This is a genomic window from Burkholderia sp. BCC1985 (genome assembly GCF_905339915.1).
GTDB lineage: Bacteria > Pseudomonadota > Gammaproteobacteria > Burkholderiales > Burkholderiaceae > Burkholderia.
The window spans coordinates 52,264-74,056 of the sequence record NZ_CAJPGY010000006.1 but is presented as its reverse complement, the minus strand read 5'-3'; the positions used below and the strand labels follow the sequence as shown (position 1 = coordinate 74,056).

Below are 21,793 nucleotides of genomic sequence, written 5' to 3'. Positions count from 1 at the left end.
CGATCGCCCGGCCGGCGCGCTGCCTTTTACTTCACCGCGAACAGCGTCAGGTTCATGAAGATCTTGAACGCATAGCCGAGCGTGACGGCGCCGAGCACGCCGCCCGCCCACAGGACGACGAACCACATCCAGCCGCGCATCCGCGGCCGCGGCGCGTCGGGCCGGCGCGCGGCGGGATCAGTGGTGGTAGTAATGCTGGTCTTCATGGCGCACCTTGCCTCGGAATACCCAGTAACCCATCGTCGTGTAGGCGATGATGATCGGGAGGATAACCGCTGCGCCGACCAGCGTGAAGGTCTGGCTCGACCGCGGCGCCGCCGCTTCCCAGATCGTCATCGTCTGAGGAATCGCATACGGGAACATCGTGACGAGCAGGCCGACGTAGCCGAGCAGCACGAGTGCCAGCGCGAGCACGAACGGCGTCATGTCGTGCCGGTTGCGTACCGCGCGACGCATCCACACCGCGCACCCGGCGACCAGGAACGGCACCGGCAGCAGGCGCCAGAACAGCCCCGAATCGAACCAGCGCTGCGCGACCGCCGGATCCTGCAGCGGCGTCCACAGGCTGACGACCGCGATGAAGCCGAGCAGCACGACGGTCAGCGGCCAAACGACGCGATGCAGGCGCCGCTGCAGGTCGCCTTCCGTCTTCGCGACGAGCCAGCAGCAGCCGAGCAGCGCGTACGTGACGATCAACCCGAGGCCCGTCAGCAGGCTGAACGGCGTGAGCCAGTCGAATGCGCCGCCGGCGTACACGCCGTCCTTCACGTCGATGCCCTGCAGGAACGCGCCGAGCGCGATCCCCTGGAACAGCGTCGCGCCGGCCGAGCCGCCGATGAACGCGAGATCCCACAGCTGCTTCGTGCGCCGTGCCTTCGCGCGGATCTCGAACGACACGCCGCGGAAGATCAGGCACACCAGCATGAAGATCAGCGGCAGGTACAGCGCCGACAGCACCGTCGAATAGACGATCGGGAACACCGCGAACAGCCCGGCGCCGCCGAGCACGAGCCACGTCTCGTTGCCGTCCCACACGGGCGCGACGGTGTTCATCATCAGATCGCGTTCCTTCTCGTCCGGGAAGAACGGGAAGACGATGCCGATGCCGAGGTCGAAGCCGTCGAGCACGACGTACATGAAGAGCCCCAATGCGATGATCGCGGCCCAGATTACGGTGACGTCCATAGGTTTTCTCGTTTGCGAAAGTGGGTGGGCTCAGACGGTCTCGATCAGCTCGTCGACGGCCGACATCGGGCGGCGCGCGGTGTGATCGGGGCGCGTGTCGGGCTCGCCGTGCCGCGCGTCGTGCTTGACGTCGGGCAGCGCGGGGCCGGCCTTCATCAGCTTCAGCATGTAGTACACGCCGGTGCCGAACACGAGGAAGTAGACGATCACGAACGTCATCATCGACAGGCTGACCTGCTGCACCGACAGCGGCGACACGGCCTGCGCGGTGCGCATCACGCCATACACGACCCACGGCTGGCGGCCCGCTTCGGTCGTCACCCAGCCCGCGAGCAGCGACACGAAGCCGGTCGGGCCCATCACGAGCGCGAGGCGCTGGAACCACTTCGATTCATACAGGCTGCCGCGGCGGCGCAGCAGCCACGCGAGCGCGGCGAGGCCGATCATCGCGAAGCCGAGGCCGACCATGATCCGGAAGCTCCAGAACACGACCGTCGAGTTCGGGCGATCCTCGGGGCGGAATTCCTTCAGCCCGCGGATCTCGCCGTCCCAGCTGTGCGTGAGGATCAGGCTGCCGAGGTGCGGCACCTGCACCGCGTAGCGGGTCGTTTCGGCCTTCATGTCCGGAATGCCGAACAGGTTGAGCGCCGTGCCGCCCTTTTCGGTTTCCCACAGCCCTTCGATCGCGGCGATCTTCGCGGGCTGGTGCTTCAGCGTGTTGATGCCGTGCTGGTCGCCGATCACGGCCTGCAGCGGCGCGAGTACCAGCAGCAGCCACAGCGCCATCGAGAACATCTTCTTCACGCCCTTGTCGCGGCGGCCCTTCAGCAGGTGCCACGCGCCCGTCGCGGCCACCACCAGCGCGGCGACGATGAACGCGGCGATCGCCATGTGGAACAGGCGGTACGGGAACGACGGATTGAAGACGATCGCGAACCAGTCGGTCGGCACGATGCGGCCGTCGACGATCTCGAAACCCTGCGGCGTCTGCATCCAGCTGTTCGACGCGAGGATCCAGAACGTCGAGATCAGCGTGCCGATCGCGACCATCAGCGTCGCGCCGAAGTGCGCGCGCGGGCTGACGCGGTTCCAGCCGAACAGCATGATGCCGAGGAAGCCGGCTTCGAGGAAGAACGCCGTCATCACCTCGTACATCAGCAGCGGGCCGGTGACCGAGCCGGCGAAGCTCGAGAAACCCGACCAGTTGGTGCCGAACTGATAGCTCATCACGACGCCGGAAACCACGCCCATCCCGAACGCGACCGCGAAGATCTTCGACCAGAACAGGCAGAGTGTCTTGTAGTACTGCTTGCCGGTCTTCAGCCAGCGATATTCGAGCACGGCGATGAAGCTGGCGAGGCCGATGCTCAGCGCCGGGAAGACGATGTGAAAGGAGACGGTGAACGCGAATTGCAGGCGGGCCAGATCGAGGGCCGAAAATGCGGTGTCCATACCAGTTGACCGAGGCTTGACGATACCCGCCGGCGGGGTGCCGGCGGACCCCGGCCGGAGGGGGCATCGGGGTTGGCTGGAGTATGTGCCGCGATGTTGCGCCGCGAAATGCGCCAACTCGTCGCAGATGTCCAGCCCGGCGCGCGCGGTTTCGGGATAAATCGTTGATTCGTATCAAGATCGCGGCGCGCGCCGCAGGCGGCCGTGGCGTGGCGGTCTGCCGCACGTGCGGCAATATGGCGCGTCGCATCACGATGCGGCGTGCGCGAAGGTGCCACGCGTTGGCACGCGCGGCCTATGCTGCCGATGCCGATGCCGATGCCGATGCCGATGCCGATGCCGCTGCCGCTGCCGCTGCCGCTGCCGGGTGTCCGGCCGCCGCCGCGTTGTTGACGATGCCGCGCCGGCGTGGACTGCGTCGCGTCGTGCCGGTTGTATCCGGATCGTGCACCGGCGGCGCCCGGTCACGCGGCTTTCGCGCGGCGCGAAGCATCGGCAAGCGCTGCGCGAATTGCGTACACTCTGAGTCTCGTTTCGGCAGGGCCGGGCGCATCGGTACCGGTCCGCGTTCACTCAGGGCACGAAGATGATCGATTTACGCAGCGATACCGTGACACGTCCGAGCCAGGCGATGCTGGCCGCGATGACTGCCGCAGAAGTCGGCGACGACGTATGGGGCGACGACCCGACCGTGCTGCGCCTGCAGGCGGTCGCGGCCGAGCGGGCCGGCAAGGAAGCCGGCCTGTTCTTCCCGAGCGGCACGCAGAGCAACCTCGCCGCGCTGATGGCCCATTGCGAACGCGGCGACGAATACATCGTCGGCCAGCTCGCGCACACCTACAAGTACGAAGGCGGCGGCGCGGCCGTGCTCGGCAGCATCCAGCCGCAGCCGATCGAGAACGCGCCCGACGGCACGCTGCCGCTCGCGAAGATCGCCGCGGCGATCAAGCCGCTCGACAATCACTTCGCCCGCACGCGCCTGCTCGCGCTCGAAAACACGATCGGCGGCCAGGTGTTGCCGGACGGCTATGTGCAGGAAGCCGTCGCGCTCGCGCGCAGCCGCGGGCTGGCCACGCACCTCGACGGCGCGCGCGTGTGCAATGCGGCCGTCGCGTCGGGCCGTCCGATCGCGGAACTGTGCGCGCCGTTCGATACCGTGTCGATCTGCTTCTCGAAAGGGCTCGGCGCGCCGGTCGGTTCGGTGCTGGTCGGCAATCGCGCGCTGGTCGAGCGCGCGCAGCGCTGGCGCAAGGTGCTGGGCGGCGGGATGCGGCAGTCTGGCATTCTCGCGGCGGCCTGCCTGTATGCGCTCGACCACAATGTCGAGCGGCTGGCCGACGATCACGCGAACGCCGCGCATCTCGCGGCAGGCCTCGCGCGCATCGAGCCGGTGAAGGTGCTGTCGCATGCGACGAACATGGTGTTCGCGCAATTCCCCGAAGCCGATTGCGCGCCGCTCGAGGCATGGCTCAAGGCGCGCGGGATCCTCACGCAGATGCTGTACGCGTCGCGCTTCGTCACGCACTGCGACGTGTCGCGCGCGGACATCGATACCTTCATCGATGCGGTCGGCGCGTATTTCGCGCAGCGGCGTACGTAAAGCCGAATGCGCCGGCCGGCGGGGGGCGCCGGCGCGTCGTGGCGCGAAGCAGGAGCAGGGAGGCGACGGGGGCGGCGATGCAGCCCGTCTGTCGATATCTGGCGTGCCGGCGGGTTACGCTTGCCGGAGCATGTCGGCGGGCGGCGTGCCGTCGCGGAACAGGGTTTTCAGTTGCGTGCGCAGTTCGGCGCTGTCGGTGTGCTGGTGCACCGAGACCGCGTGTTGCACGGCGGCCTCCAGCAGTTCGTCGTCGGAGTCGGCGGAAATTGCGACCGAGCAATTCATCGCGCTGGGAAACTCGCGGCAATCGATATAGCGGCGGGGCATGATGTTCTCCTCACGGGAAAGGGAACGGCCGGATGTGCGTGATCGGCCGCGCGGCGCGTTCGCGGGGCCGATGGAAAAAGTATAGGCGGCGCGGCGGCGTTTCTCTTGGCCACGCATGCCGCGCCGGTGGTGTCGATCACCCGCTCGTCACGGCAGCGGCGCGAGCAACCGGCGCGCCGCTTCGACGACCCGTGCGGACAGCGACGCCATCGTCGGCGATTGCACGGTCCATGCGTGCCAGTACAGCGTGATGTCGGTCGGATGCAGCGGCGCGAGATCGACGAGCCCCTGCGCGTCGAGCGGTGCGCCGCCGAGCAGCGGCTCCGGCACCATCGCGTAGCCGAGCCCGTGCCGCACCGCCGCGAAATGCGCGTGCGTGCCCGGCACGTAGTGGCACGGATACGCGCCTTCGGGCAACCCGAACTTCTCCTTCAGGAACGAGGACTGCAGCGTGTCGCGCCGCGAATACGCGACGACCGGCGCATGGCGCGCGCCCGTGCGGTTCAGGCCGCGCGGAAACCAGCGCAGCGCGAACGCGGCGGCCGCGAGCAGCCGGTAGCGCATCGTGCCGAGCGGCGTCGCGACGCAGCCGCGCATCGGCTTCGGCTCGGTCGTCACGCAGCCGACGGCCATCCCGCTTTCGAGCAGCGCGAACGTGTGGTCCTGGTCCTCGACGATCAGCTCGAACAGGATGCGCTCGCCCGCGAGCACCGACGTCAAGGCTGGCAGGAACCAGGTGCCGAGGCTGTCGGAGTTCAGCGCGATCGTGACCGAGATCGGCGATTCGCGCTCGGTCGCGAGCGTGCTTTGCAGGTCGGCCTGCAGCAGCGCGACGCGGCGCAGGTGCTGCAGCACGCGCTGCCCGGCCGCCGTCGGCCGGCACGGCCGCGTGCGCAGCACGAGCGGCGCGCCGAGGCTCGCCTCCAGCGCGCGGACCCGCTGCGTGACGGCGGACGCGGTCACGTGCAGGCGCACGGCGGCCTGCTCGAAGCTGCCGGTGTCGGCGACGGCCAGCAGCGCGGCGGCTTGCTTCGGATCGATCGTCAGAGACATGTCGACGCAATTCTTGTGAACGTAAGACGAGAACAGGCGGTAGTGTAAGGCAGCACGCGCGACGGACCGGATGCGGCGTGACGTCTCGCCGCGTGCAACGACGCCGGTGGCGCGCGTGTTTTGAACTACGCTGTATGAACGTGTGCGCCGCGAGCCGGCGCCACACGCGGTGCGGGTTGCACGACCCGCACCCTTCACCCGACCGACACGCCCAGCCGACGGAGCGACTTCGCGATGATCTTCCGGCAACTCTTCGACCCGCAATCGTCGACCTACACGTACCTGCTCGCCGACCGCCCATCGCGCGAAGCGTTGCTGATCGACCCGGTGTTCGAGCAGGTGCGCCGCGATGCGGCGCTGCTCGACGAGCTCGGGCTGCGGCTCGTCGCGACCGTCGATACGCACGTGCACGCCGATCACGTGACGGGTGCGTGGCTGCTGAAGCAGCGCACCGGCAGCGCGATCGCGATTTCGGCCGCGAGCGGCGCGCAGGGCGCCGACCGCTACCTGAACGACGGCGATCGCTGCGCATTCGGCCCGCGCTACCTGACCGTGCGCGCGACGCCGGGCCACACGAGCGGCTGCATCAGCCTCGTGCTCGACGATGAATCGATGGCGTTTACCGGCGACTGCCTGCTGATTCGCGGCACCGGCCGTACCGACTTCCAGCAGGGTGACCCGCGCGCGCTGTATCGCGCGGTGCACGGCCGGCTTTTCACGCTGCCGGCCGCATGCCTGCTGTATCCCGCGCACGACTATCGCGGGCTCACGGTCACGAGCGTCGGCGAGGAGCGGCGCTTCAATCCGCGCCTCGGCGGCGATCTCAGCGAGGACGATTTCGCGGGCTACATGCGCAACCTCGGGCTCGCGCATCCGCGCCAGATCGACGTCGCGGTGCCCGCGAACCTGCAGTGCGGACTCGCCGCGAATGCGCCCGACGTGCAGGCGGCGCCCGACTGGGCGCCGCTCGTCTATACGTTCGCCGGGTTCTGGGAAATCGATCCGCAGTGGCTCGAGGATCACCTGCCGGCGGTGCAGGTCGTCGACGTGCGCGAGCCCGACGAATTCACCGGCCCGCTCGGCCACCTGCCGGGCGCGACGCCGATTCCGCTCGGCGAACTGGCCGCGCGCACCGGCGAACTCGCGCGCGACCGGCCGATCGTGACCGTGTGCCGCGCGGGCGGCCGCTCCGCGCAGGCGACCGTGATCCTGCTGAAGGCCGGCTTCGATGCCGTCGCGAACCTCGGCGGCGGGATGCTGCGCTGGCGCGGCGAAGGCCGCGTCGTGATGGACGGCCGGTCGTAGCGGCGCGATGCCGCGCAACGGAAAAAAATGTTCGGCCCAGTGTCGATTCGGCCCGGCGCCGTTCGTCGTCAAGGTATCCGATCACGTGGCGCCGCATGACGCGGCGCCGAAACCCCGAGAGACCCGCGATGACGCCGACGCTTTACGCCCATCCCTTTTCGTCCTATTGCCAGAAGGCGCTGACCGCGCTGTACGAGAACGGCACGCCGTTCGACTATCGTGTGCTCGCGCACGACGATCCGAAGCCGATGCAGGAACTGGCCGCGCTGTGGCCGCTGAAGCGCTTTCCGGTACTCGTCGACGCGGGCCGTACCGTGATCGAGGCGACGATCATCGTCGAGTATCTCGATCTCTACCACCCGGGCCCCGCGCGGCTGGTGCCCGACGACCGGCGCGCGGCGCTGGAAGTGCGGATGATGGATCGTTTCTTCGACAACTATGTCGCGACCCCGCAGCAGAAGGTCGTGTTCGATGCGTTGCGGCCGGAACACGAGCGCGATGCGCGGGGTGTCGCCGATGCGCGCGCGATGCTCGAAACGTCGTACGCATGGCTGGATCGCACGATGGCCGATCGCGAATGGGCGGCCGGCGACCGCTTCAGCCTCGCCGACTGCGGCGCGGCGCCGTTCCTGTTCTACGCGGACTGGACGCACCGGATCGATCCGTCGTTCGCGAACGTGATCGCATATCGCCGGCGGCTGCTTGCGCGGCCGTCGTTCGCGCGTGCGGTCGACGAAGCGCGGCCATATCGCTCGTTCTTCCCGCTCGGGGCGCCCGACCGCGACTGACGTGCGCGGCCGCCGTCGCCCCGGCGGCGACGATCCGAAGGGCGGCGCGCGCCGGGCGCGATGCCGCCGCGCAGGGCCGGCAGCGTGTGCCCGGGCGTCGTGTCGACAGCAGCGGATGCATGGCGGCGCCGTCCCGTTACATCGCCGTATGCTTGACCGACTGCGCGAGCGTCAGCAGTTCGTCGAACTGCGTGATCAGCTCGAAGCACAGCAGGAACGCGAGCGTATAGGCCGGCGCGGGGAAGCGCCGGATCGCCTCCAGCACCTGCGGCGCGAAGCGCGATCGAATCGCATCGCGCGTCAGCAGCCACGCGAGCGCGATGCCGATCGCGGCGCCGGCGATCAGGTCGGTCGGGTAGTGATAGCCGAGATACGCGCGCGGCACGCAGATGAACACGACCGCGTACAGCAGCGAGAACACGCCCGCGCGTCGCGCGATGATGAAGATGCCCGTCGCGATCGCCATCCACAGCATCGCGTGATCGCTCGGAAACGAACTCCAGGCCTGCAGCGTGGCCGCACGCAATTCCTCGGACGGGAAGTGCAGGTGCAGGTCGGGGTTGTAGATCGGCCGCACGCGGAACGGCAGGACTTTCGCGAGCAACCGCCCGAACGCGAGCGCGACGAGCCCGCTCGCGACCGTCGCGATGACCAGCTCGCGTTGCCGTTCGCGCTGCGGTCCCGGCTGGAACCACAGCCAGCACAGCACGGGGATCAGGACGAAGCCCTTGAACGTATAGAGGCCGGCGATCACGCGGATCGCATGATTCATCAGCGGTCCGAAAGTAATGTGGGTGAGGAAGATCTGGATCGTGGTGTCGAAATTGTTCATGTTCTGCGACCCCGGCGGACACGCAGCACAGGACATGCGACCGGCAGGGATCAGGAAGCGCGCTCGCACCGGAGCGCAATGGGGGGCAAGTATGTCACCGGTAATTTCGAAGAAAATGGGAAAAAATACCGGGAATCCCCTGAGAAAACGTATCTTGCCGATGGGGCCGGATTGGGGAGGGCCGTGCGGTGCGGCCGTGAGAAATGATCCGATGATTGCGCGCGGGGGCCGGGTGCGGGCGAAAAAATAATCGGTTGAGCTGCGCAATCCGGCGACGCGTTCCGAGTATTGCATCGGATGAACGAATGCCGGCTGTCTCTCGCACGAATCCGCCATGCCGCGCGGGGCCGCACAGCACCGATCGAAAATAAAAGAAAAGGCGGGCAAGCCCTGCGAACCCGCCCGTCTTCCAATCGCACTGCCGAAAATCGACGGCGCCACGTGCGCACGGCCGGTGCCGCTGGCGACGTTGTCGGCGCCGGCGCGATCACCGCATGCCGGTCAAGTTGCGCGAGCAACGAACCGCCGAGCGCGGCGCCGCCCGCCATCCCGATGAACATGCCGAGAACAGCACCGCGTCGAGGCGGCTGCGCGTCGAACGACGCGACACGTGAGCCGCAAGCGCCGCGGCGCGCCGTCAACCGCGCCGGATGCCTTCGGGCAGCGCGCTGATGCGGCGCACTTCGGGCGAGTCGAGCCACGCGCGGGACGTCGCGCAGTCGACGAACATGTCGGTCGCATCGTCGCCCCAGAACAGGTCGCCGTCGAGTTCGAAGGTCGGCACGCCGAACACGCTATGCGCGATCGCCTGATCGGTGTTCGCGCGCAGCGCGTCCTTCACCGCTTGCGCGTCGACCGCCGTCACACCTTCCGGAAAGCCGACCGCCTCGCACAGCGCGGCGAAACCCTCTGGCGTCGATACGTCCTGGCCGTCGCGCCAGATGTGCCGGAAGATCCGCCGGATCGCATCGGGCGTGTTGCCCATCGCGATCGCGAGACGCAGCGGCCGGATCGGGTTGAACGGATGCGCGGGCGGCATCCGGAATGGAATGCCGAGCTTGTCCGCGCGGTACTGCGCGTGGCGATAGGTGAAGATGCGCTTTGCCGCGATCTCGGCCGGCGCTTTCTGGCCCCAGTGCGTGAGCACGGCGCCGAGCACGATCGGTTTCGGCTCGTAGGCGGCAGCCGGCGGCAACTCGTCGAACCGTTCCTGCTGCAGGTAGGCGAACGGCGAGACGAAATCGAAATACCAGGTGGCGGTGCGCGGGGCGTTCATCGTGGGTTCCCTTGTGCGTGTCCGGACGGCAGTGGCATGTGCCGCGCCGGCGGGCGGCGCGCTGCATGCGGCAGCGGCCAGTGTCGCATGCGGCCGGCGTTTGCGCTGCCGCGTCGCGGACGCGCGTGCCGGCTAGGGCTGCGCGGGTTCGTCCGCGGCCGCGGTGAAGCGCGCGAGACTGTCGCGCACGGCCTGCGCGTCGTAGCGCGCGCCGGCGCCACCGAGCGCGACCGTTGCCTTCTGCGCGAGCGGCAACAGCAGCGCGAGCGCCGCGGCCATCGCCGGCGCGGCGGCCAGCCGCGATTTCGGCCCGGACACCGTGAGCGCGCCGACGCAATCGCCGGCCGCGCCGAACACCGGCACGGACGCCGACGCCGTCTCCGGGTCGCGCTCGCCGTACGACGCGGCCCACAACTGTTCGCGGATGTCGTTCCAGCGCGCATCGTGCGGGTCGGTGAACGCGAGCAGCACCTTCCCGGACGCCCCCTGGTGAACGGGAAACTCCTCGCCGACCCGGATCGACACACGCACCGTGCGCGCGGGTTCGACGCGGTAGAGCACCGAGCGCATCTCGCCGTGGCGCACGTAGAACGACGCCGTTTCGCCGAGTTCGCGGCTCAGCGTCTCGAGCAGCGGCTCGACGACCGGGCCGACCCGGAACGAACGCTGATACAGCGCGGCGAGCCGCAACGGCTCGTGTCCGACCGCGTACTGGCCGTCGTCGAGCTTGCGCATGAAGCCGCCGTGCTCGAGCGCGGCGAGCAGGCGCAGGATCGTGCTCTTGTACAGCCCGGTGCGGCGCGACAGTTCCGCGAGCGACAGCCGGTCGTCGGTTTGCCCGAACGCATGGAGGATCGCGAACGCGCGATCGAGGACGGTGACGCCGCTGGAGGCGTCGGCCGACGAGTCGGGGGCGGCGCCGGTGGGTTCTGCGGGGAGCGAGGTCGGAGGCACGGCTTGCGGGTCCTTGGGTGACGGTCGATCCACTATATCGTTCTGCCTGATAGAACGCAAGTTCCAGAAAATCGCAATTTCACGGGTATACCCCGCTTACAGGCGATTCGACGCGCCTCTAAAGTTCCGTCAAACAGAACGTTGTTCTTTTGGATAGAACTATGGGGTGTCGAATGAGCGTTTCCGGGTATCCAGAGGTGCTGGTCAGCGAGGTCGGGCCGCGAGACGGCCTGCAGAGCATCAAGGCCGTGATGCAGACAGCCGACAAGCGGCGCTGGATCACCGCGCTCGCCGCGGCCGGCCTGCGCGAGATCGAGGTCGGGTCGTTCGTGCCCGCGCGGCTGTTGCCGCAGATGGCCGACGTGCGGGAAGTCGTCGCGCATGCGCTGGCGATTCCCGGGCTGCACGTCGCCGCGCTCGCGCCGAACCTGCGCGGCGCCGAAAGCGCGTACGAGGCGGGCGTCCACAAGCTGACGTTGCCGGTCTCGGTGACCGAGGCGCACTCGCTGGCGAATATCCGCAAGACGCCCGCGCAGATGATCGACGAGGTGCGCGCAATCGTCGCGCTGCGCGATGCGCGGTTTCCGTCGGTGCAGATCGAGGCCGGCGTGTCGGTCGCGTTCGGTTGCACGCTTGCCGGCGCGGTCTCCGACGACGAGACGATCGCGATGGCGGTCGCGATGGCCGAATGCGGGGTCGACGAGATCGGTCTGTCCGACACGAGCGGCTACGCGAATCCGGTGCAGGTGCGCCGGCTGTTCACGCGCCTGCAACGCGAAGTCGGCGACAAGGCCGGCGGCGCGCACTTCCACAACACCCGCGGGCAGGGGCTCGCCAACGTCGTTGCCGCGCTCGACGCCGGCGTGACGACGATCGACGCGAGCCAGGGCGGTCTCGGCGGCTGCCCGTATGCACCGGGCGCGACCGGCAACATCGTCACCGAGGATCTCGTGTTCCTGCTGGAGTCGATGGGGATCGACACGGGCATCGACGCCGATGCGCTGCTCGCCGCGCGCGCGATCCTGCACGCGGCGCTGCCTGCCGAGCCGCTGTATGGCCACGTGCCGGACGCGGGGCTGCCGAAGGGATTCCGTTACGCGGACGGCCGTGCGCCGTCGGCGGCCCAGCCGGAAGGTTGCCTGACGGGAGTCGCGCAATGAACGATCGCCAACCGGCCGCGGCGCTGCCGTACGAAGGCGTGCGCGTGATCGAGATGACGCACATGGTGATGGGCCCGACCTGCGGCATGCTGCTCGCGGATCTCGGCGCGGAAGTCATCAAGATCGAACCGATCGCGGGCGACAGCACGCGTGCGCTGCGCGGTTCCGGCGCGGGCTTCTTCGGGATGTTCAACCGCAACAAGAAAAGCCTCGCGGTCGACGTGAAGGATCCGCGCGGGCTCGAGATCGTGCGGCGGCTCGTCGCGACGGCGGACGTGTTCAGCGAGAACTTCAAGAGCGGCACGATGGATCGGCTCGGTCTCGGCCATGCCGCGTTGTCCGCGCTGAATCCGCGCCTGGTGTACGTGTCGCACAAGGGTTTCCTGCCGGGGCCGTACGAACATCGCACCGCGCTCGACGAAGTGGTGCAGATGATGGGCGGTCTCGCGTACATGACGGGCCCCGAAGGCCGTCCGTTGCGTGCGGGCTCGAGCGTGAACGACATCATGGGCGGGATGTTCGGCGCGATCGGCGCGATGGCCGCGCTCGCGCAGCGCGAACGCACCGGCCGCGGCCAGCAGGTGCAGAGTTCGCTGTTCGAGAACAACGTGTTCCTCGTCGCGCAGCACATGATGCAGTTCGCGGTGACGGGGCAGGCCGCGTCGCCGATGCCGAGCCGCATTTCCGCGTGGGCGGTCTATGACGTGTTTTCGGTGAAGGACGGCGAGCAGATCTTTCTCGCGGTCGTATCGGACACGCAATGGGCGCTGTTCTGCGACGCATTCGGCCTCGCCGCGCTGAAGGACGATGCGCGTCTTGCAACCAACAACTTGCGCGTTCAGGCCCGCGAGTGGCTGCTGCCCGAACTGCGTGCGCGGCTCGCCGAGCATTCGGCGGCGGAGATCGGCGCGATCTTCGAGTCGATCGGCCTGCCGTATGCGCCGATCACGAAGCCGCAGGACCTGTTCGACGATCCGCACCTGCTCGCGACGGGCGGGCTCGAAGCCGTGACGCTGCCGGCCGACGCGAGCAGCGCCGGCCGGCCGGTCGACACGCGCACCGCGCTGCTGCCGCTCACGCTCGCGGGCGAGCGCCTGCGGCTGCGCGCGGCGCCGCCCGCGCTCGGTCAGGACACGTGCGCGTTGCTCGGCGAACTCGGCTATACGCCGGACGAGGCCCGGGCGCTGATCGCAGCCGGCGTCGTCGCCGGGACGCACGGACACGGCGCGGACGGCCAACCGCCGGACGTGGCGGCCGATGCGCCTTCGGCGAACGAAGTGGCGAGCGCGTAGCGCCGCCGCGATCCATCGAACGAACAACAGGCGTCCTGCCCGTGCGATCGCGCGGGCGAGGAGCGCCGTATCCACGGAGACAACCATGACATCCGCTTCCCCGGCGCTGGCCGCCGATCGCGAAACCGACGCGTCGATCGAGCAACGGGCCGTGCGCAAGGCCGCGTGGCGTTTCATTCCGCTGCTCGCGCTCGCGTACTTCTTCAACTACCTCGACCGCACGAGCGTCGGGTTCGCGGCGCTGACGATGAACCGCGATCTCGGCTTGACCGCGACGCAGTTCGGCTGGGGCGCGGGGATCATGTTCGCCGGCTATTGCGTGTTCGAGGTGCCGAGCAATCTCGCGCTGTATCGCTTCGGTGCGCGGCGCTGGCTCGCGCGCATCATGATCACGTGGGGGCTGATGGCGGCGGCGACCGCGCTCGCGACCGGGCCGACGAGTTTCTATGCGATCCGGCTGCTGCTCGGCATCGGCGAAGCCGGGTTCTTTCCGGGCGTGATCTTCTTCCTCGCCGTGTGGTTTCCGGCGAGCTACCGCACGCGGGTGCTCGCGTGGTTCACCGTGTCGACACCGCTGTCGTCGCTGATCGGCGGCCCGTTGTCGACGTGGCTGCTGCAACTCGACGGCGCGCTCGGCCTTGCGGGCTGGAAGTGGATGTTCATCGTCGAAGGGCTGCCCGCGTGCGCGCTCGGCTTTTTCGTGCTGAAGCTGCTGTCCGATTCGCCCGCGGATGCCGCGTGGCTGTCGAGCGACGAGCGTGCCGCGCTGCAGCGCGCGTTCGAGCGCGAAGGCGCGGCCGCCGGCCGCAAGAAGCACTTCGGCGTCGCGCTGCGCGACGTGCGCGTGTACGTGCTCGCGCTGATCTCGTTCGGCTTCACGATGGGTTCTTACGGGATCGGCATCTGGTTGCCGCAGATGCTCAAGGCACACGGCATGTCGACGATGCAGACGGGCTGGCTTTCCGCGGTGCCGTACTTCTTCGCGACCGTCGCGCTGCTGTGGTGGGCGAAGCGGGTGGACCGGCGCGGCGGCCCGGTCGCGAACCTGGCGATCGGGCTGGCCATCGGCGCGGTGGCGCTCGGCGTGTCGACCCACTTCCTGACGCTCGGGCCCGCACTCGTCGGCATCACGCTCGCGCTGATCGGCACGATTGCCGGCCGCACGATCTTCTATACGCTGCCTTCGCGCTTCCTGTCCGGCCAGGCGGCGGCCGGCGGGCTCGCGCTGATCAATTCGATCGGCGCGCTCGGCGGATTCGCGGGCCCTTATCTCGTCGGCTACCTGAAGGACGGCTTCGGCACCTTCACGGCCGGGATGCTCGGCCTCGCGATCGTGCTGGCGATCACAACGCTGCTCACGCTGTCGCTGTACGCATTCGACCGGAGCGAATGACATGGATGCGACCATTTCGATCAAACGACGCCGGTTGCTCGGTGCGGCCGCCGCATCGCTCGCGCTCCCTGCATGGGCCGATACGCGCGCGCCGGCTGAAAACGGACCTTCCCGCATGACGACCCAAGGCAACTATCTCGCAGTGCGAAGCGACTGGCTCGCATCTGCGCTCGAACCCGCACTCGATCCGGATCTGCCGATCGTGGACGCGCATCATCACTTCTACGAGCGGCCGGGCTGGATCTACATGCTCGACGACTATCTGCAGGACGCGCGATCCGGCCACAACGTCCAGGCATCCGTCTACATGCAGGCGCTGACGCGCTATCGCGACGCGGGCCCGGCCGAACTGAAGCCGGTCGGCGAGACGGCCTACGTCGCCGGCGTGACGGAGCCGCTGCAACGCAGCGGCCCGGCCGTCGCGAAAGGCATCGTCGGGCACGCGGACCTGCGGCTGGGCGAGCGCGTGCGCGACGTGCTCGAAGCGCATGTCGACGCGGGTCGCGGACGCTTTCGCGGCGTTCGACACCTGAGCACCTGGGATGCCGATCCGTCGCTCGCCAACCCGTTGTCGGCGGTGCCGCGCGGGCTGCTGCTAGACCCCGCGTACCGGGCCGGCGTCGCGCAACTCGCGCCGCTCGGACTGTCGTACGACGCGTGGCTGTTCTTTCCTCAATTGCCCGAGCTGTTCGATCTGGCGAAGGCGAACCCCGACACGCGGATCGTCGTCAATCACTGCGGCGGCGTCGTGCGGATCGCGAGCTACGCGGACCAGCGGCCGGAAGTCTTCCAGCGCTGGTCGGCATCGATGCGCGAACTCGCGCAGCTGCCGAACGTATTCGTGAAGGTCGGGGGCCTCGGCATGCGGATCAACGGGTTCGATTTCGAGAAGGGCACGCGGCCGCCGTCGTCCGAACAGCTCGCCGCCGCGTGGAAGCCGTGGATGCTCACGTGCATCGAGGCGTTCGGCGCGAAACGCTGCATGTTCGAGAGCAATTTTCCGGTCGACAAGGGCTCGTATTCGTACGTGAACGGCTGGAACGCGTTCAAGCGGCTGACCGCACACGCGAGCCCGGACGAGCGCGATGCGCTGTTCCGCGGGACCGTCTCGCACGCGTACCGGCTCGGTTGACGCGTACCGCGCACGTCGCGTCGTGCCAGCTAGCCCGTCTCGACCAGCGCCGCCAGCCGGGCGAGCGCCATGCGCCAGCCGGTCTCGTTGTCGGCCGCCGGCACGCCGGGCGGCACACCGTCGTGCACCGCGTCGACGCGTGTGCCGCCAGCTTCGTCGGACAGCGTGATCGTGATCGTCATCGCGCCGCGCAGCATCGGATCGTCGGTTTCGAACACGTCGATTTCGACGATCCGTTCGTCGGGCACGAGCGTCACGAAGCGGCCGTGATAGGTGTCGGTGTGCGCGGTGGTCTTGCCGGTGCCGTCCGACGGTTCGTCGTAGCTCAGCGACACGCGCAGCGCGCCGCCTTCGCGCGCGTCGTAGGCGAGCACGCGGCACGTCATGCCGTCCGGCACCTTCCATTGTTCGACGGCGTGCGGATCGAGCAGCGCGCGATAGACGCGCCCGCGCGGTGCGTTCAGGTGCCGGCTGACCCGGGTCGAATGCGTGTGCATCTGCAGCATGTGGCCTCCCGCGGAGCGCGCGCGACGGTGCACGCCGGATGCCGGCGTGTCGTCACGCTTCCTTCAGGAATCCTAGGCGCGCGCGCGGCGGCATGCAATGGCCCGCGCACGTGCGTATTCAGCGCAATGCGGACGCGAATTCGTCGAGCTGCGTGATGCAGGTGTTCCAGCCGTCGAAGAAGCCGAGGGCCTCGTGGCGCTCGCGCGTCGCGGCGTCGGGATGCATCACGCGCGCGTCGTAGCGGCAACCGGCGGCGTCATCCGCCATCGTGATGATCGCCGTGAAGCCCAGCCACGGCACCTGCGGCCGCCAGCCGCCCGCGAGCATCGACGTGAACGCGATGCGCGCTTCCGGCACGATGTCGAGGAAGCACCCGGGGTTGTCGCTCGTGCCGCCGTCGGGGCCGCGCATGAACGTGTGGAAGGCGCCGCCCGGGCGCAGGTCGAACGCGCGGACTTCGGTGGTCCACGGTTTCGGGCACCACCATTCCTTCAGCAGTTCGGGATCGGTCCACGCGCGCCAGAGCGCCTGGCGCGGCGCATGCAGCGTGCGCGTGATGACGAGGTCATGAGCTTCGGCGGGGTCGACGTGGCGGGTTGACATGCGCGTGCTCCTCCTGGTGACGGCGTTCGACGAATTCCACGAGACGATCGGCGCGCGCTTCCCACAGCGCGCGCTGCGCGGCGAGCCACTGCTCGGCTTCGGCCAGCCGGCCGCCGACCAGCTCGCAGGTGCGCGTGCGGCCGGTTTTCCGGGTCGTGACGAGGCCGCTGCGCTCGAGCACCGCGACATGCTTCATCAGCGACGGCAGCGCCATGTCGAACGGCGCGGCCAGTTCCGAAACGGTCCGCACGCCGTTGCCGAGCGCGCTGACGATCGCGCAGCGCGTCGGATCGGCGAGCGCCTGGAATACGTCGTTGATGCCGGGTTCAAAGTTAGCCATGCGGCTAAGTATAGGCAATGCAACGGGAATTTTCGTCGCTTAGGATGATGGGGAGGTAACACCCGCCGACCGGGCCGGGCGTCGTGTTGCCGGGCATCCGCCGCCGTTTCGCATGTATCAGCAACACGGCGGCATTCCATTCGATCCGGGCGCACGTCGGCCGAACGCGTGCTCCGCCTGATTTCCGGAGAGGGTATGACAGAACCTGTGACCGTCCGCCGTGTCGACGCGAGCGAAGCCCGCGCCTGCATCGACGCGCTGGCCGACGTGCTGATCGATTGCGTCGAAGGCGGCGCGTCCGTCAGCTTCATGTTGCCGATCGAACGCTCGACGGCCGTCGCGTTCTGGACGCGGGTGGCCGACGGCGTCGCGAGCGGCGAGCGCATCCTGCTGATCGCCGAGGACGCGGCCGGCCGGATCGTCGGCACCGTGCAACTCGTGACCGCGCAGCCGGAGAACCAGCCGCATCGAGCGGACCTCGCGAAGATGCTCGTGTCGCGTCATGCGCGCCGGCAGGGCGTCGCTGCGCGGCTGATGGCGGCTGCCGACGACGCCGCGCGCGCCGCCGGCAAGACCGTGCTCGTGCTCGACACCGTGACGGGCGGCGATGCCGAGCGCCTGTACGAGCGGGCCGGCTGGCAGCGCGTAGGCGTCGTGCCGAACTATGCGCTGATGCCCGACGGCGCGTTGTGCGCGACGACGTATTTTCACAAGCAGCTCGCGTAATGGGGCCGGATGCGGTCGCGATCCGGGTCGCGACCGGCGCGCATGCGCGGCGGCGCGGCGGCGCGGCAGTACCGCCGCCGGAAGCCGGGCGAACCAGAAAAGCCGGCCGGCGCCGCCGCGGCTCCGATATATTCGTGCTGGAACACGTCACCGCCACGCCAACGGAATTGCCGCCTCGATGAAACGCTCCCGTATCGCCTTCGCCCTCACGGGCCTGCTCGTCGCGGTGCCGATCGCCGCCTACGCGCTCGTCAAGCCGCTGCGCGTCGTCGCGCCCGCGCTGCTGCCCGGCGTGTCATGCCCGAGCGCGGACATCTGCACCGACGATGCCGCGAAGCTCGGCATCGCGCAGCAGCTCTATCGCGACGGCTACGCGCGCGCGGCCGCGGCCGTCGGCCCGTTTCGCGACGCGCCGCGCGTCGTGTTCTGCTCGACGCGCGCGTGCGCCGACCAGTTCGGTCTCGGCGAACGCGCCGCACTGACGCTCGGGGATTTCGGCGTGGTCGTCGCGCCGCGCGGCTGGCAGACCTACTTTCTCGCCCACGAGCTGATCCACCACCGGCAGGCCGAAGTGCTCGGCAACCTCGCGGTCGCGACCAAGCCGCGCTGGCTGATCGAGGGGATGGCGTATGCGTTGAGCGACGATCCGCGTCATCCGCTGTCGGAGCCGTTCGAGTCGTGGCGCACGCAATTCGCGGCGTGGCATGCGGCGCTCGGCCAGCGGCCGTTGTGGGATGCCGCCAGGGCCGTGCAATAGCGATCGCGCGCGACCGGCGCCCGTCGTGCCGCTACGCCGGTACGGCCGGATCGTCGGGCTGCGCGCCGAGCGTGCGCCGACCCGCGTCGAGGATCTCGTCGGCCAGCGCCGGATCGGTGCCGGCGATCGCGCGCGACAGCACGAGCGCACCGACCATCTGGCTGAAGACGGCGATCGCGTCGCGGCGCGTGTCCGCCGCGGCCGGGCCTTCGGCGGCCACCATCCGTTCCAGCCGGTCGAGATACGCGGCGGCGCCGTGCGCGTAGCACGCGCGCGCCGCGTCGGTTAGCCGGGGGGCATCGCCCGCGAAACCCGACAGCGGGCAACCGGCTTCGACGTTGTCGCGATGCGCGGCCGACAGGTACGCCGTCGCCTGCTTCGCGACGTTGCCGGCGTTCGGTGAATCCGCGCGGTCCTGGATCGCTTTCTCCATCACCGCGGCGACCAGCGCATCCTTCGATTTGAAGTGGTTGTAGAAGCCGCCCTGCGTGAAGCCGGCTTCCTTCATCAACTCCGTCAACCCCACCGCGTCGACACCGCGCACCCGGAACAGCCGCTCGGCGGCCGCGACGATCGCGTTGCGGTTTTCGGCGGCCTGTTGTCTCGAGACGCCCATCGATCCCTCCCTCATTCCGGCAATTGCGTCGATTGAAAAACACAATGGTGATCGCCATTGACGTGTCGAAATCGCGCTGACACAATGCACCGCAAAGACAATGGTGATCGACATTGACATCGAGTGTAGCCGACTTCGCGAATGAAGCGAAGCGACCGGCGCGGCACGGATGGATATCGGTCCCGGTGCGGCGTGGCGTGGGCGGCGGACTGCGCGGCTTCCGGCACGGCACCGGCGGAGCAACGGTTCGGTCCGCGATGGCGGCGTGGTTTATCACCGGATCCCGGGCGCGCGGCGAACCGGCGCGAGCGGGATCCTTTCTCCGAAAGGAACGAGCATGAAGATCGAAGGTGCAGTGGTGTTCGTCACGGGCGCGAACCGCGGGCTCGGCCGCGAGTTCGCGAAGCAGGCGCTCGAACGCGGGGCGCGCAAGGTCTATGCGGGCGCGCGCGATCCGGCCAGCGTGACGCTGCCGGGCGTGGTGCCCGTGAGGCTCGACGTGACCGATCCGGCGACGGTCGCCGCGGCCGCCGATATCGCGCGCGACGTCACGCTGCTGATCAACAACGCGGGCATCGCACGACTCGGCAGCCTGACCGACGACGGCGCGCTCGACGCGTTGCGCGATCACTTCGAAACCAACGTGTTCGGAATGCTGGCGATGTCGCGCGCCTTCGCGGGAACGCTGGCCGGCCACGGCGGCGGCGCGATCCTGAACGTGCTGTCGGTCGCGAGCTGGGTGAACCGGCCGATCCTGTCGGGCTACGGCGTGTCGAAGTCGGCCGCGTGGGCGCTGACCAACGGGCTGCGGCATTCGCTGCGCGAACAGCATACGCAGGTCGTCGGGCTGCATGCGGGGTTCATCGATACCGACCTGACGGCCGGCCTCGACGTGCCGAAGGCCACGCCGGCCGACGTCGTGCGCCAGGCGTACGAGGCAATCGAAGCAGGGGAGGAGGAAGTGTCGACCGACGAGTTCACGCGGCAGGTGAAGGCCACGCTGTCGTCGGGCGTCTATCTGGAGGAGCCGGCGCCGCGTTGACGCAGCCGGCAACGCGACCCCGCCGCCCGCTCGATGAGCGCGGCGGCGGGGCGTTTCGTCAGACCGTCGTGTCGATGATGCCCGGGATCTTCACGTCCGGGTTCACGTCCGCGTCGTAGTCGACGCCGGCGATCTCGAAGCCGAACAGGCGCAGGAATTCCGTCTTGTAGCCCGCGAAGTCGGTCATTTCGTACAGGTTCTCGTTCGTGACCTTGTCCCACATCGCGACGACCTTGTCCTGCACTTGCGGGTCGAGCTCCTTGTAGTCCGCGCGCAGACGGCCTTCCTCGTCGATGTGCGGCGTCGCGCCGTACAGGCTGTCCTTCAGGAGCCCGTACACCTGCTCGATGCAGCCTTCGTGCGTGCCCTTTTCCTTCATCACCTTGAACAGCAGCGACAGGTAGAGCGGCATCATCGGGATCGCCGAGCTCGCCTGCGTGACGACGGCCTTCAGCACCGACACGCGCGCGTCGCCGCCATGCGCGGCCAGCTTGTCGCGGATCGACAGCACCTTCTTGTCGAGATCCTTCTTCGCTTCGCCGATCGAGCCGTTCCAGTAGATGTCGTGCGTGATCTGCTCGCCGAGATACGTGAACGCGGTCGTCTTCGCGCCGTCGGCCAGCACGCCGGCTTCATCGAGCGCGTCGATCCACATCTGCCAGTCCTCGCCGCCCATCACGGCGACGGTGCCGTCGATCTCTTCCTGCGTCGCCGGCTCGAGCGACACTTCGCGGATCACTTCCTTGTCGGTGTCGAGGCCGCGGAACGTGACCGACTTGCCGACCGGCTTCAGCGTCGAGCTGATCGTTTCGCCCGTCTTCGGGTGCGTGCGGCGCGGTGCCGCGAGGCTGTAGACGACCAGGTCGACCTTGCCGAGATCCTGCTTGATGGTGTCGATCGTGATCTGCTTGACCTTGTCGGAGAAGGCGTCGCCGTTGATGCTGCGCGCATAGAGCCCCTTTTCGGCGGCGAATTTCTCGAACGCGGCGCTGTTGTACCAGCCGGCGGTGCCCGGCTTCGTCTCGCTGCCGGCGCGCTCGAAGAACACGCCCAGCGTGTCCGCGCCCGAGCCGAATGCGGCCGAGATCCGGGCGGCGAGGCCGTAGCCGGTCGACGCGCCGATCACGAGCACCTTCTTCGGACCGTTGGCGATCGGGCCGTGCGAAGTCACGTAGTCGATCTGTTCCTTGACGTTGGCTTCGCAGCCGACCGGATGAGTCGTCACGCAGATGAAGCCACGCACGCGCGGTTTGATGATCATGGGAGAACCTCTAGTCAGAAAGGCGCGGACGGCCTGAAATCGGAAAAATCCCGCGCATTGTAATGGAAGCGGGCGCAACGGCGGGAAAGGTGAGCCGTGGCCGCGGTCGCAGTCGCCCGCGGGCGGGACGGTCGAGGCAGCCATTCGCGTCGCCGCCCGATATTTCTCTCTTGACAGAAATAACTGAAAAAA

The 21,793-nt window shown here is 68.6% G+C and carries 23 protein-coding genes and 1 pseudogene; 10 read left to right on the top strand and 14 right to left on the bottom strand.

The window, feature by feature from the left end; translation table 11 throughout:
* Nucleotides 1-26: 26 nt before the first annotated feature.
* From U4Z31_RS07790 to U4Z31_RS07780, 3 genes are read right to left on the bottom strand one after another with little or no spacing between them, the layout of a single operon-like run.
* On the bottom strand, nucleotides 27-206 hold the full coding sequence (locus U4Z31_RS07790) for a hypothetical protein (RefSeq protein ID WP_044848496.1): 180 nt from the start codon (nucleotides 204-206) through the stop codon (nucleotides 27-29).
* A complete protein-coding gene (cydB, locus tag U4Z31_RS07785; protein ID WP_124486089.1) occupies nucleotides 178-1,185 on the bottom strand; it encodes a cytochrome d ubiquinol oxidase subunit II in 1,008 nt (335 codons plus the stop codon). The genes U4Z31_RS07790 and cydB overlap by 29 nt, the downstream gene beginning before the upstream one ends.
* A gap of 30 nt (nucleotides 1,186-1,215) precedes the next feature.
* Entirely contained in the window at nucleotides 1,216-2,637 is a 1,422-nt protein-coding gene (locus U4Z31_RS07780; protein ID WP_044848498.1) for a cytochrome ubiquinol oxidase subunit I, read from the bottom strand.
* Between the two features lie 586 nt (nucleotides 2,638-3,223).
* Between U4Z31_RS07780 and ltaE the strand changes: the two genes are divergently transcribed.
* On the top strand, nucleotides 3,224-4,237 hold the full coding sequence (ltaE, locus tag U4Z31_RS07775) for a low-specificity L-threonine aldolase (RefSeq protein ID WP_044848499.1): 1,014 nt from the start codon (nucleotides 3,224-3,226) through the stop codon (nucleotides 4,235-4,237).
* A gap of 114 nt (nucleotides 4,238-4,351) precedes the next feature.
* On the opposite strand, the gene U4Z31_RS07770 is transcribed toward ltaE, so the two are convergent.
* Complete coding sequence (locus U4Z31_RS07770) at nucleotides 4,352-4,564, bottom strand: DUF1059 domain-containing protein (protein WP_044848500.1); 213 nt, start codon at nucleotides 4,562-4,564, stop codon at nucleotides 4,352-4,354.
* Nucleotides 4,565-4,711: 147 nt separating this feature from the next.
* Nucleotides 4,712-5,617, bottom strand: coding sequence for an HTH-type transcriptional regulator ArgP (locus U4Z31_RS07765; RefSeq protein ID WP_044848501.1), 906 nt, complete (start codon nucleotides 5,615-5,617; stop codon nucleotides 4,712-4,714).
* Between the two features lie 234 nt (nucleotides 5,618-5,851).
* On the opposite strand from U4Z31_RS07765, the gene U4Z31_RS07760 reads away from it, so the two are divergent.
* Together U4Z31_RS07760 and U4Z31_RS07755 are read left to right on the top strand one after the other, a co-directional pair.
* The gene (locus U4Z31_RS07760) at nucleotides 5,852-6,922 is read left to right on the top strand and encodes an MBL fold metallo-hydrolase (protein ID WP_124486093.1); all 1,071 of its coding nucleotides are present in this window, start codon (nucleotides 5,852-5,854) and stop codon (nucleotides 6,920-6,922) included.
* A gap of 128 nt (nucleotides 6,923-7,050) precedes the next feature.
* The gene (locus U4Z31_RS07755; protein WP_044848503.1) at nucleotides 7,051-7,710 is read left to right on the top strand and encodes a glutathione S-transferase family protein; all 660 of its coding nucleotides are present in this window, start codon (nucleotides 7,051-7,053) and stop codon (nucleotides 7,708-7,710) included.
* A gap of 136 nt (nucleotides 7,711-7,846) precedes the next feature.
* On the opposite strand, the gene U4Z31_RS07750 is transcribed toward U4Z31_RS07755, so the two are convergent.
* The 4 genes and pseudogenes from U4Z31_RS07750 to U4Z31_RS07740 form a co-directional block, all read right to left on the bottom strand.
* On the bottom strand, nucleotides 7,847-8,542 hold the full coding sequence (locus U4Z31_RS07750; RefSeq protein ID WP_044848504.1) for a phosphatase PAP2 family protein: 696 nt from the start codon (nucleotides 8,540-8,542) through the stop codon (nucleotides 7,847-7,849).
* Nucleotides 8,543-8,973: 431 nt separating this feature from the next.
* A pseudogene (locus tag U4Z31_RS37170) lies at nucleotides 8,974-9,140 on the bottom strand (MFS transporter); the annotation flags it as partial.
* Between the two features lie 39 nt (nucleotides 9,141-9,179).
* The gene (locus U4Z31_RS07745) at nucleotides 9,180-9,818 is read right to left on the bottom strand and encodes a 2-hydroxychromene-2-carboxylate isomerase (RefSeq protein WP_044848505.1); all 639 of its coding nucleotides are present in this window, start codon (nucleotides 9,816-9,818) and stop codon (nucleotides 9,180-9,182) included.
* A gap of 132 nt (nucleotides 9,819-9,950) precedes the next feature.
* Nucleotides 9,951-10,772 carry an IclR family transcriptional regulator gene (locus U4Z31_RS07740; RefSeq protein ID WP_321809896.1) on the bottom strand — a complete coding sequence of 274 codons (822 nt, stop codon included), beginning with the start codon at nucleotides 10,770-10,772 and terminating at the stop codon, nucleotides 9,951-9,953.
* 173 nt (nucleotides 10,773-10,945) lie between these two features.
* Between U4Z31_RS07740 and U4Z31_RS07735 the strand changes: the two genes are divergently transcribed.
* From U4Z31_RS07735 to U4Z31_RS07720, 4 genes are all read left to right on the top strand, one after another.
* The gene (locus tag U4Z31_RS07735; protein ID WP_321809895.1) at nucleotides 10,946-11,932 is read left to right on the top strand and encodes a hydroxymethylglutaryl-CoA lyase; all 987 of its coding nucleotides are present in this window, start codon (nucleotides 10,946-10,948) and stop codon (nucleotides 11,930-11,932) included.
* Nucleotides 11,929-13,224 carry a CaiB/BaiF CoA-transferase family protein gene (locus U4Z31_RS07730; RefSeq protein ID WP_321809894.1) on the top strand — a complete coding sequence of 432 codons (1,296 nt, stop codon included), beginning with the start codon at nucleotides 11,929-11,931 and terminating at the stop codon, nucleotides 13,222-13,224. The genes U4Z31_RS07735 and U4Z31_RS07730 overlap by 4 nt, the downstream gene beginning before the upstream one ends.
* Before the next feature lie 85 nt (nucleotides 13,225-13,309).
* Entirely contained in the window at nucleotides 13,310-14,617 is a 1,308-nt protein-coding gene (locus tag U4Z31_RS07725; protein WP_044848509.1) for an MFS transporter, read from the top strand.
* Between the two features lies 1 nt (nucleotide 14,618).
* Nucleotides 14,619-15,749, top strand: a complete 1,131-nt coding sequence (locus U4Z31_RS07720) for an amidohydrolase family protein (RefSeq protein ID WP_044848510.1) — start codon at nucleotides 14,619-14,621, stop codon at nucleotides 15,747-15,749.
* Between the two features lie 29 nt (nucleotides 15,750-15,778).
* Here the strand turns inward: U4Z31_RS07720 and U4Z31_RS07715 are convergent, their stop codons facing one another.
* The 3 genes from U4Z31_RS07715 to U4Z31_RS07705 form a co-directional block, all read right to left on the bottom strand.
* Nucleotides 15,779-16,255 carry an SRPBCC family protein gene (locus tag U4Z31_RS07715; protein WP_044848511.1) on the bottom strand — a complete coding sequence of 159 codons (477 nt, stop codon included), beginning with the start codon at nucleotides 16,253-16,255 and terminating at the stop codon, nucleotides 15,779-15,781.
* Nucleotides 16,256-16,373: 118 nt separating this feature from the next.
* The gene (locus U4Z31_RS07710; protein ID WP_321809893.1) at nucleotides 16,374-16,859 is read right to left on the bottom strand and encodes an SRPBCC family protein; all 486 of its coding nucleotides are present in this window, start codon (nucleotides 16,857-16,859) and stop codon (nucleotides 16,374-16,376) included.
* A complete protein-coding gene (locus tag U4Z31_RS07705; RefSeq protein WP_321809892.1) occupies nucleotides 16,822-17,199 on the bottom strand; it encodes a metalloregulator ArsR/SmtB family transcription factor in 378 nt (125 codons plus the stop codon). The genes U4Z31_RS07710 and U4Z31_RS07705 overlap by 38 nt, the downstream gene beginning before the upstream one ends.
* Nucleotides 17,200-17,394: 195 nt before the next feature.
* On the opposite strand from U4Z31_RS07705, the gene U4Z31_RS07700 reads away from it, so the two are divergent.
* The gene (locus tag U4Z31_RS07700; protein ID WP_321809891.1) at nucleotides 17,395-17,925 is read left to right on the top strand and encodes a GNAT family N-acetyltransferase; all 531 of its coding nucleotides are present in this window, start codon (nucleotides 17,395-17,397) and stop codon (nucleotides 17,923-17,925) included.
* A gap of 178 nt (nucleotides 17,926-18,103) precedes the next feature.
* Nucleotides 18,104-18,682 (top strand): membrane protein, encoded by a 579-nt coding sequence (locus tag U4Z31_RS07695; RefSeq protein WP_044848515.1) that lies wholly within the window; start codon nucleotides 18,104-18,106, stop codon nucleotides 18,680-18,682.
* A gap of 31 nt (nucleotides 18,683-18,713) precedes the next feature.
* Here the strand turns inward: U4Z31_RS07695 and U4Z31_RS07690 are convergent, their stop codons facing one another.
* The gene (locus U4Z31_RS07690; protein WP_321809890.1) at nucleotides 18,714-19,298 is read right to left on the bottom strand and encodes a TetR/AcrR family transcriptional regulator; all 585 of its coding nucleotides are present in this window, start codon (nucleotides 19,296-19,298) and stop codon (nucleotides 18,714-18,716) included.
* 337 nt (nucleotides 19,299-19,635) lie between these two features.
* Between U4Z31_RS07690 and U4Z31_RS07685 the strand changes: the two genes are divergently transcribed.
* Nucleotides 19,636-20,340, top strand: coding sequence for an SDR family oxidoreductase (locus U4Z31_RS07685; RefSeq protein WP_044848517.1), 705 nt, complete (start codon nucleotides 19,636-19,638; stop codon nucleotides 20,338-20,340).
* A gap of 58 nt (nucleotides 20,341-20,398) precedes the next feature.
* Here U4Z31_RS07685 and fabV read toward each other — a convergent pair whose 3' ends face one another.
* Entirely contained in the window at nucleotides 20,399-21,601 is a 1,203-nt protein-coding gene (gene fabV, locus U4Z31_RS07680) for an enoyl-ACP reductase FabV (protein WP_124529225.1), read from the bottom strand.
* Nucleotides 21,602-21,793: the final 192 nt, after the last annotated feature.

Excerpts from the sequence above, each read along its gene's own strand:
- U4Z31_RS07790 (WP_044848496.1), bottom strand. The coding sequence starts at position 206 with ATGAAGACCAGCATTACTACCACCACTGATCCCGCCGCGCGCCGGCCC.
- cydB (WP_124486089.1), bottom strand. The coding sequence starts at position 1,185 with ATGGACGTCACCGTAATCTGGGCCGCGATCATCGCATTGGGGCTCTTC.
- U4Z31_RS07780 (WP_044848498.1), bottom strand. The coding sequence starts at position 2,637 with ATGGACACCGCATTTTCGGCCCTCGATCTGGCCCGCCTGCAATTCGCG.
- ltaE (WP_044848499.1), top strand. The coding sequence starts at position 3,224 with ATGATCGATTTACGCAGCGATACCGTGACACGTCCGAGCCAGGCGATG.
- U4Z31_RS07770 (WP_044848500.1), bottom strand. The coding sequence starts at position 4,564 with ATGCCCCGCCGCTATATCGATTGCCGCGAGTTTCCCAGCGCGATGAAT.
- U4Z31_RS07765 (WP_044848501.1), bottom strand. The coding sequence starts at position 5,617 with ATGTCTCTGACGATCGATCCGAAGCAAGCCGCCGCGCTGCTGGCCGTC.
- U4Z31_RS07760 (WP_124486093.1), top strand. The coding sequence starts at position 5,852 with ATGATCTTCCGGCAACTCTTCGACCCGCAATCGTCGACCTACACGTAC.
- U4Z31_RS07755 (WP_044848503.1), top strand. The coding sequence starts at position 7,051 with ATGACGCCGACGCTTTACGCCCATCCCTTTTCGTCCTATTGCCAGAAG.
- U4Z31_RS07750 (WP_044848504.1), bottom strand. The coding sequence starts at position 8,542 with ATGAACAATTTCGACACCACGATCCAGATCTTCCTCACCCACATTACT.
- U4Z31_RS07745 (WP_044848505.1), bottom strand. The coding sequence starts at position 9,818 with ATGAACGCCCCGCGCACCGCCACCTGGTATTTCGATTTCGTCTCGCCG.
- U4Z31_RS07735 (WP_321809895.1), top strand. The coding sequence starts at position 10,946 with ATGAGCGTTTCCGGGTATCCAGAGGTGCTGGTCAGCGAGGTCGGGCCG.
- U4Z31_RS07730 (WP_321809894.1), top strand. The coding sequence starts at position 11,929 with ATGAACGATCGCCAACCGGCCGCGGCGCTGCCGTACGAAGGCGTGCGC.
- U4Z31_RS07725 (WP_044848509.1), top strand. The coding sequence starts at position 13,310 with ATGACATCCGCTTCCCCGGCGCTGGCCGCCGATCGCGAAACCGACGCG.
- U4Z31_RS07720 (WP_044848510.1), top strand. The coding sequence starts at position 14,619 with ATGGATGCGACCATTTCGATCAAACGACGCCGGTTGCTCGGTGCGGCC.
- U4Z31_RS07715 (WP_044848511.1), bottom strand. The coding sequence starts at position 16,255 with ATGCTGCAGATGCACACGCATTCGACCCGGGTCAGCCGGCACCTGAAC.
- U4Z31_RS07710 (WP_321809893.1), bottom strand. The coding sequence starts at position 16,859 with ATGTCAACCCGCCACGTCGACCCCGCCGAAGCTCATGACCTCGTCATC.
- U4Z31_RS07705 (WP_321809892.1), bottom strand. The coding sequence starts at position 17,199 with ATGGCTAACTTTGAACCCGGCATCAACGACGTATTCCAGGCGCTCGCC.
- U4Z31_RS07700 (WP_321809891.1), top strand. The coding sequence starts at position 17,395 with ATGACAGAACCTGTGACCGTCCGCCGTGTCGACGCGAGCGAAGCCCGC.
- U4Z31_RS07695 (WP_044848515.1), top strand. The coding sequence starts at position 18,104 with ATGAAACGCTCCCGTATCGCCTTCGCCCTCACGGGCCTGCTCGTCGCG.
- U4Z31_RS07690 (WP_321809890.1), bottom strand. The coding sequence starts at position 19,298 with ATGGGCGTCTCGAGACAACAGGCCGCCGAAAACCGCAACGCGATCGTC.
- U4Z31_RS07685 (WP_044848517.1), top strand. The coding sequence starts at position 19,636 with ATGAAGATCGAAGGTGCAGTGGTGTTCGTCACGGGCGCGAACCGCGGG.
- fabV (WP_124529225.1), bottom strand. The coding sequence starts at position 21,601 with ATGATCATCAAACCGCGCGTGCGTGGCTTCATCTGCGTGACGACTCAT.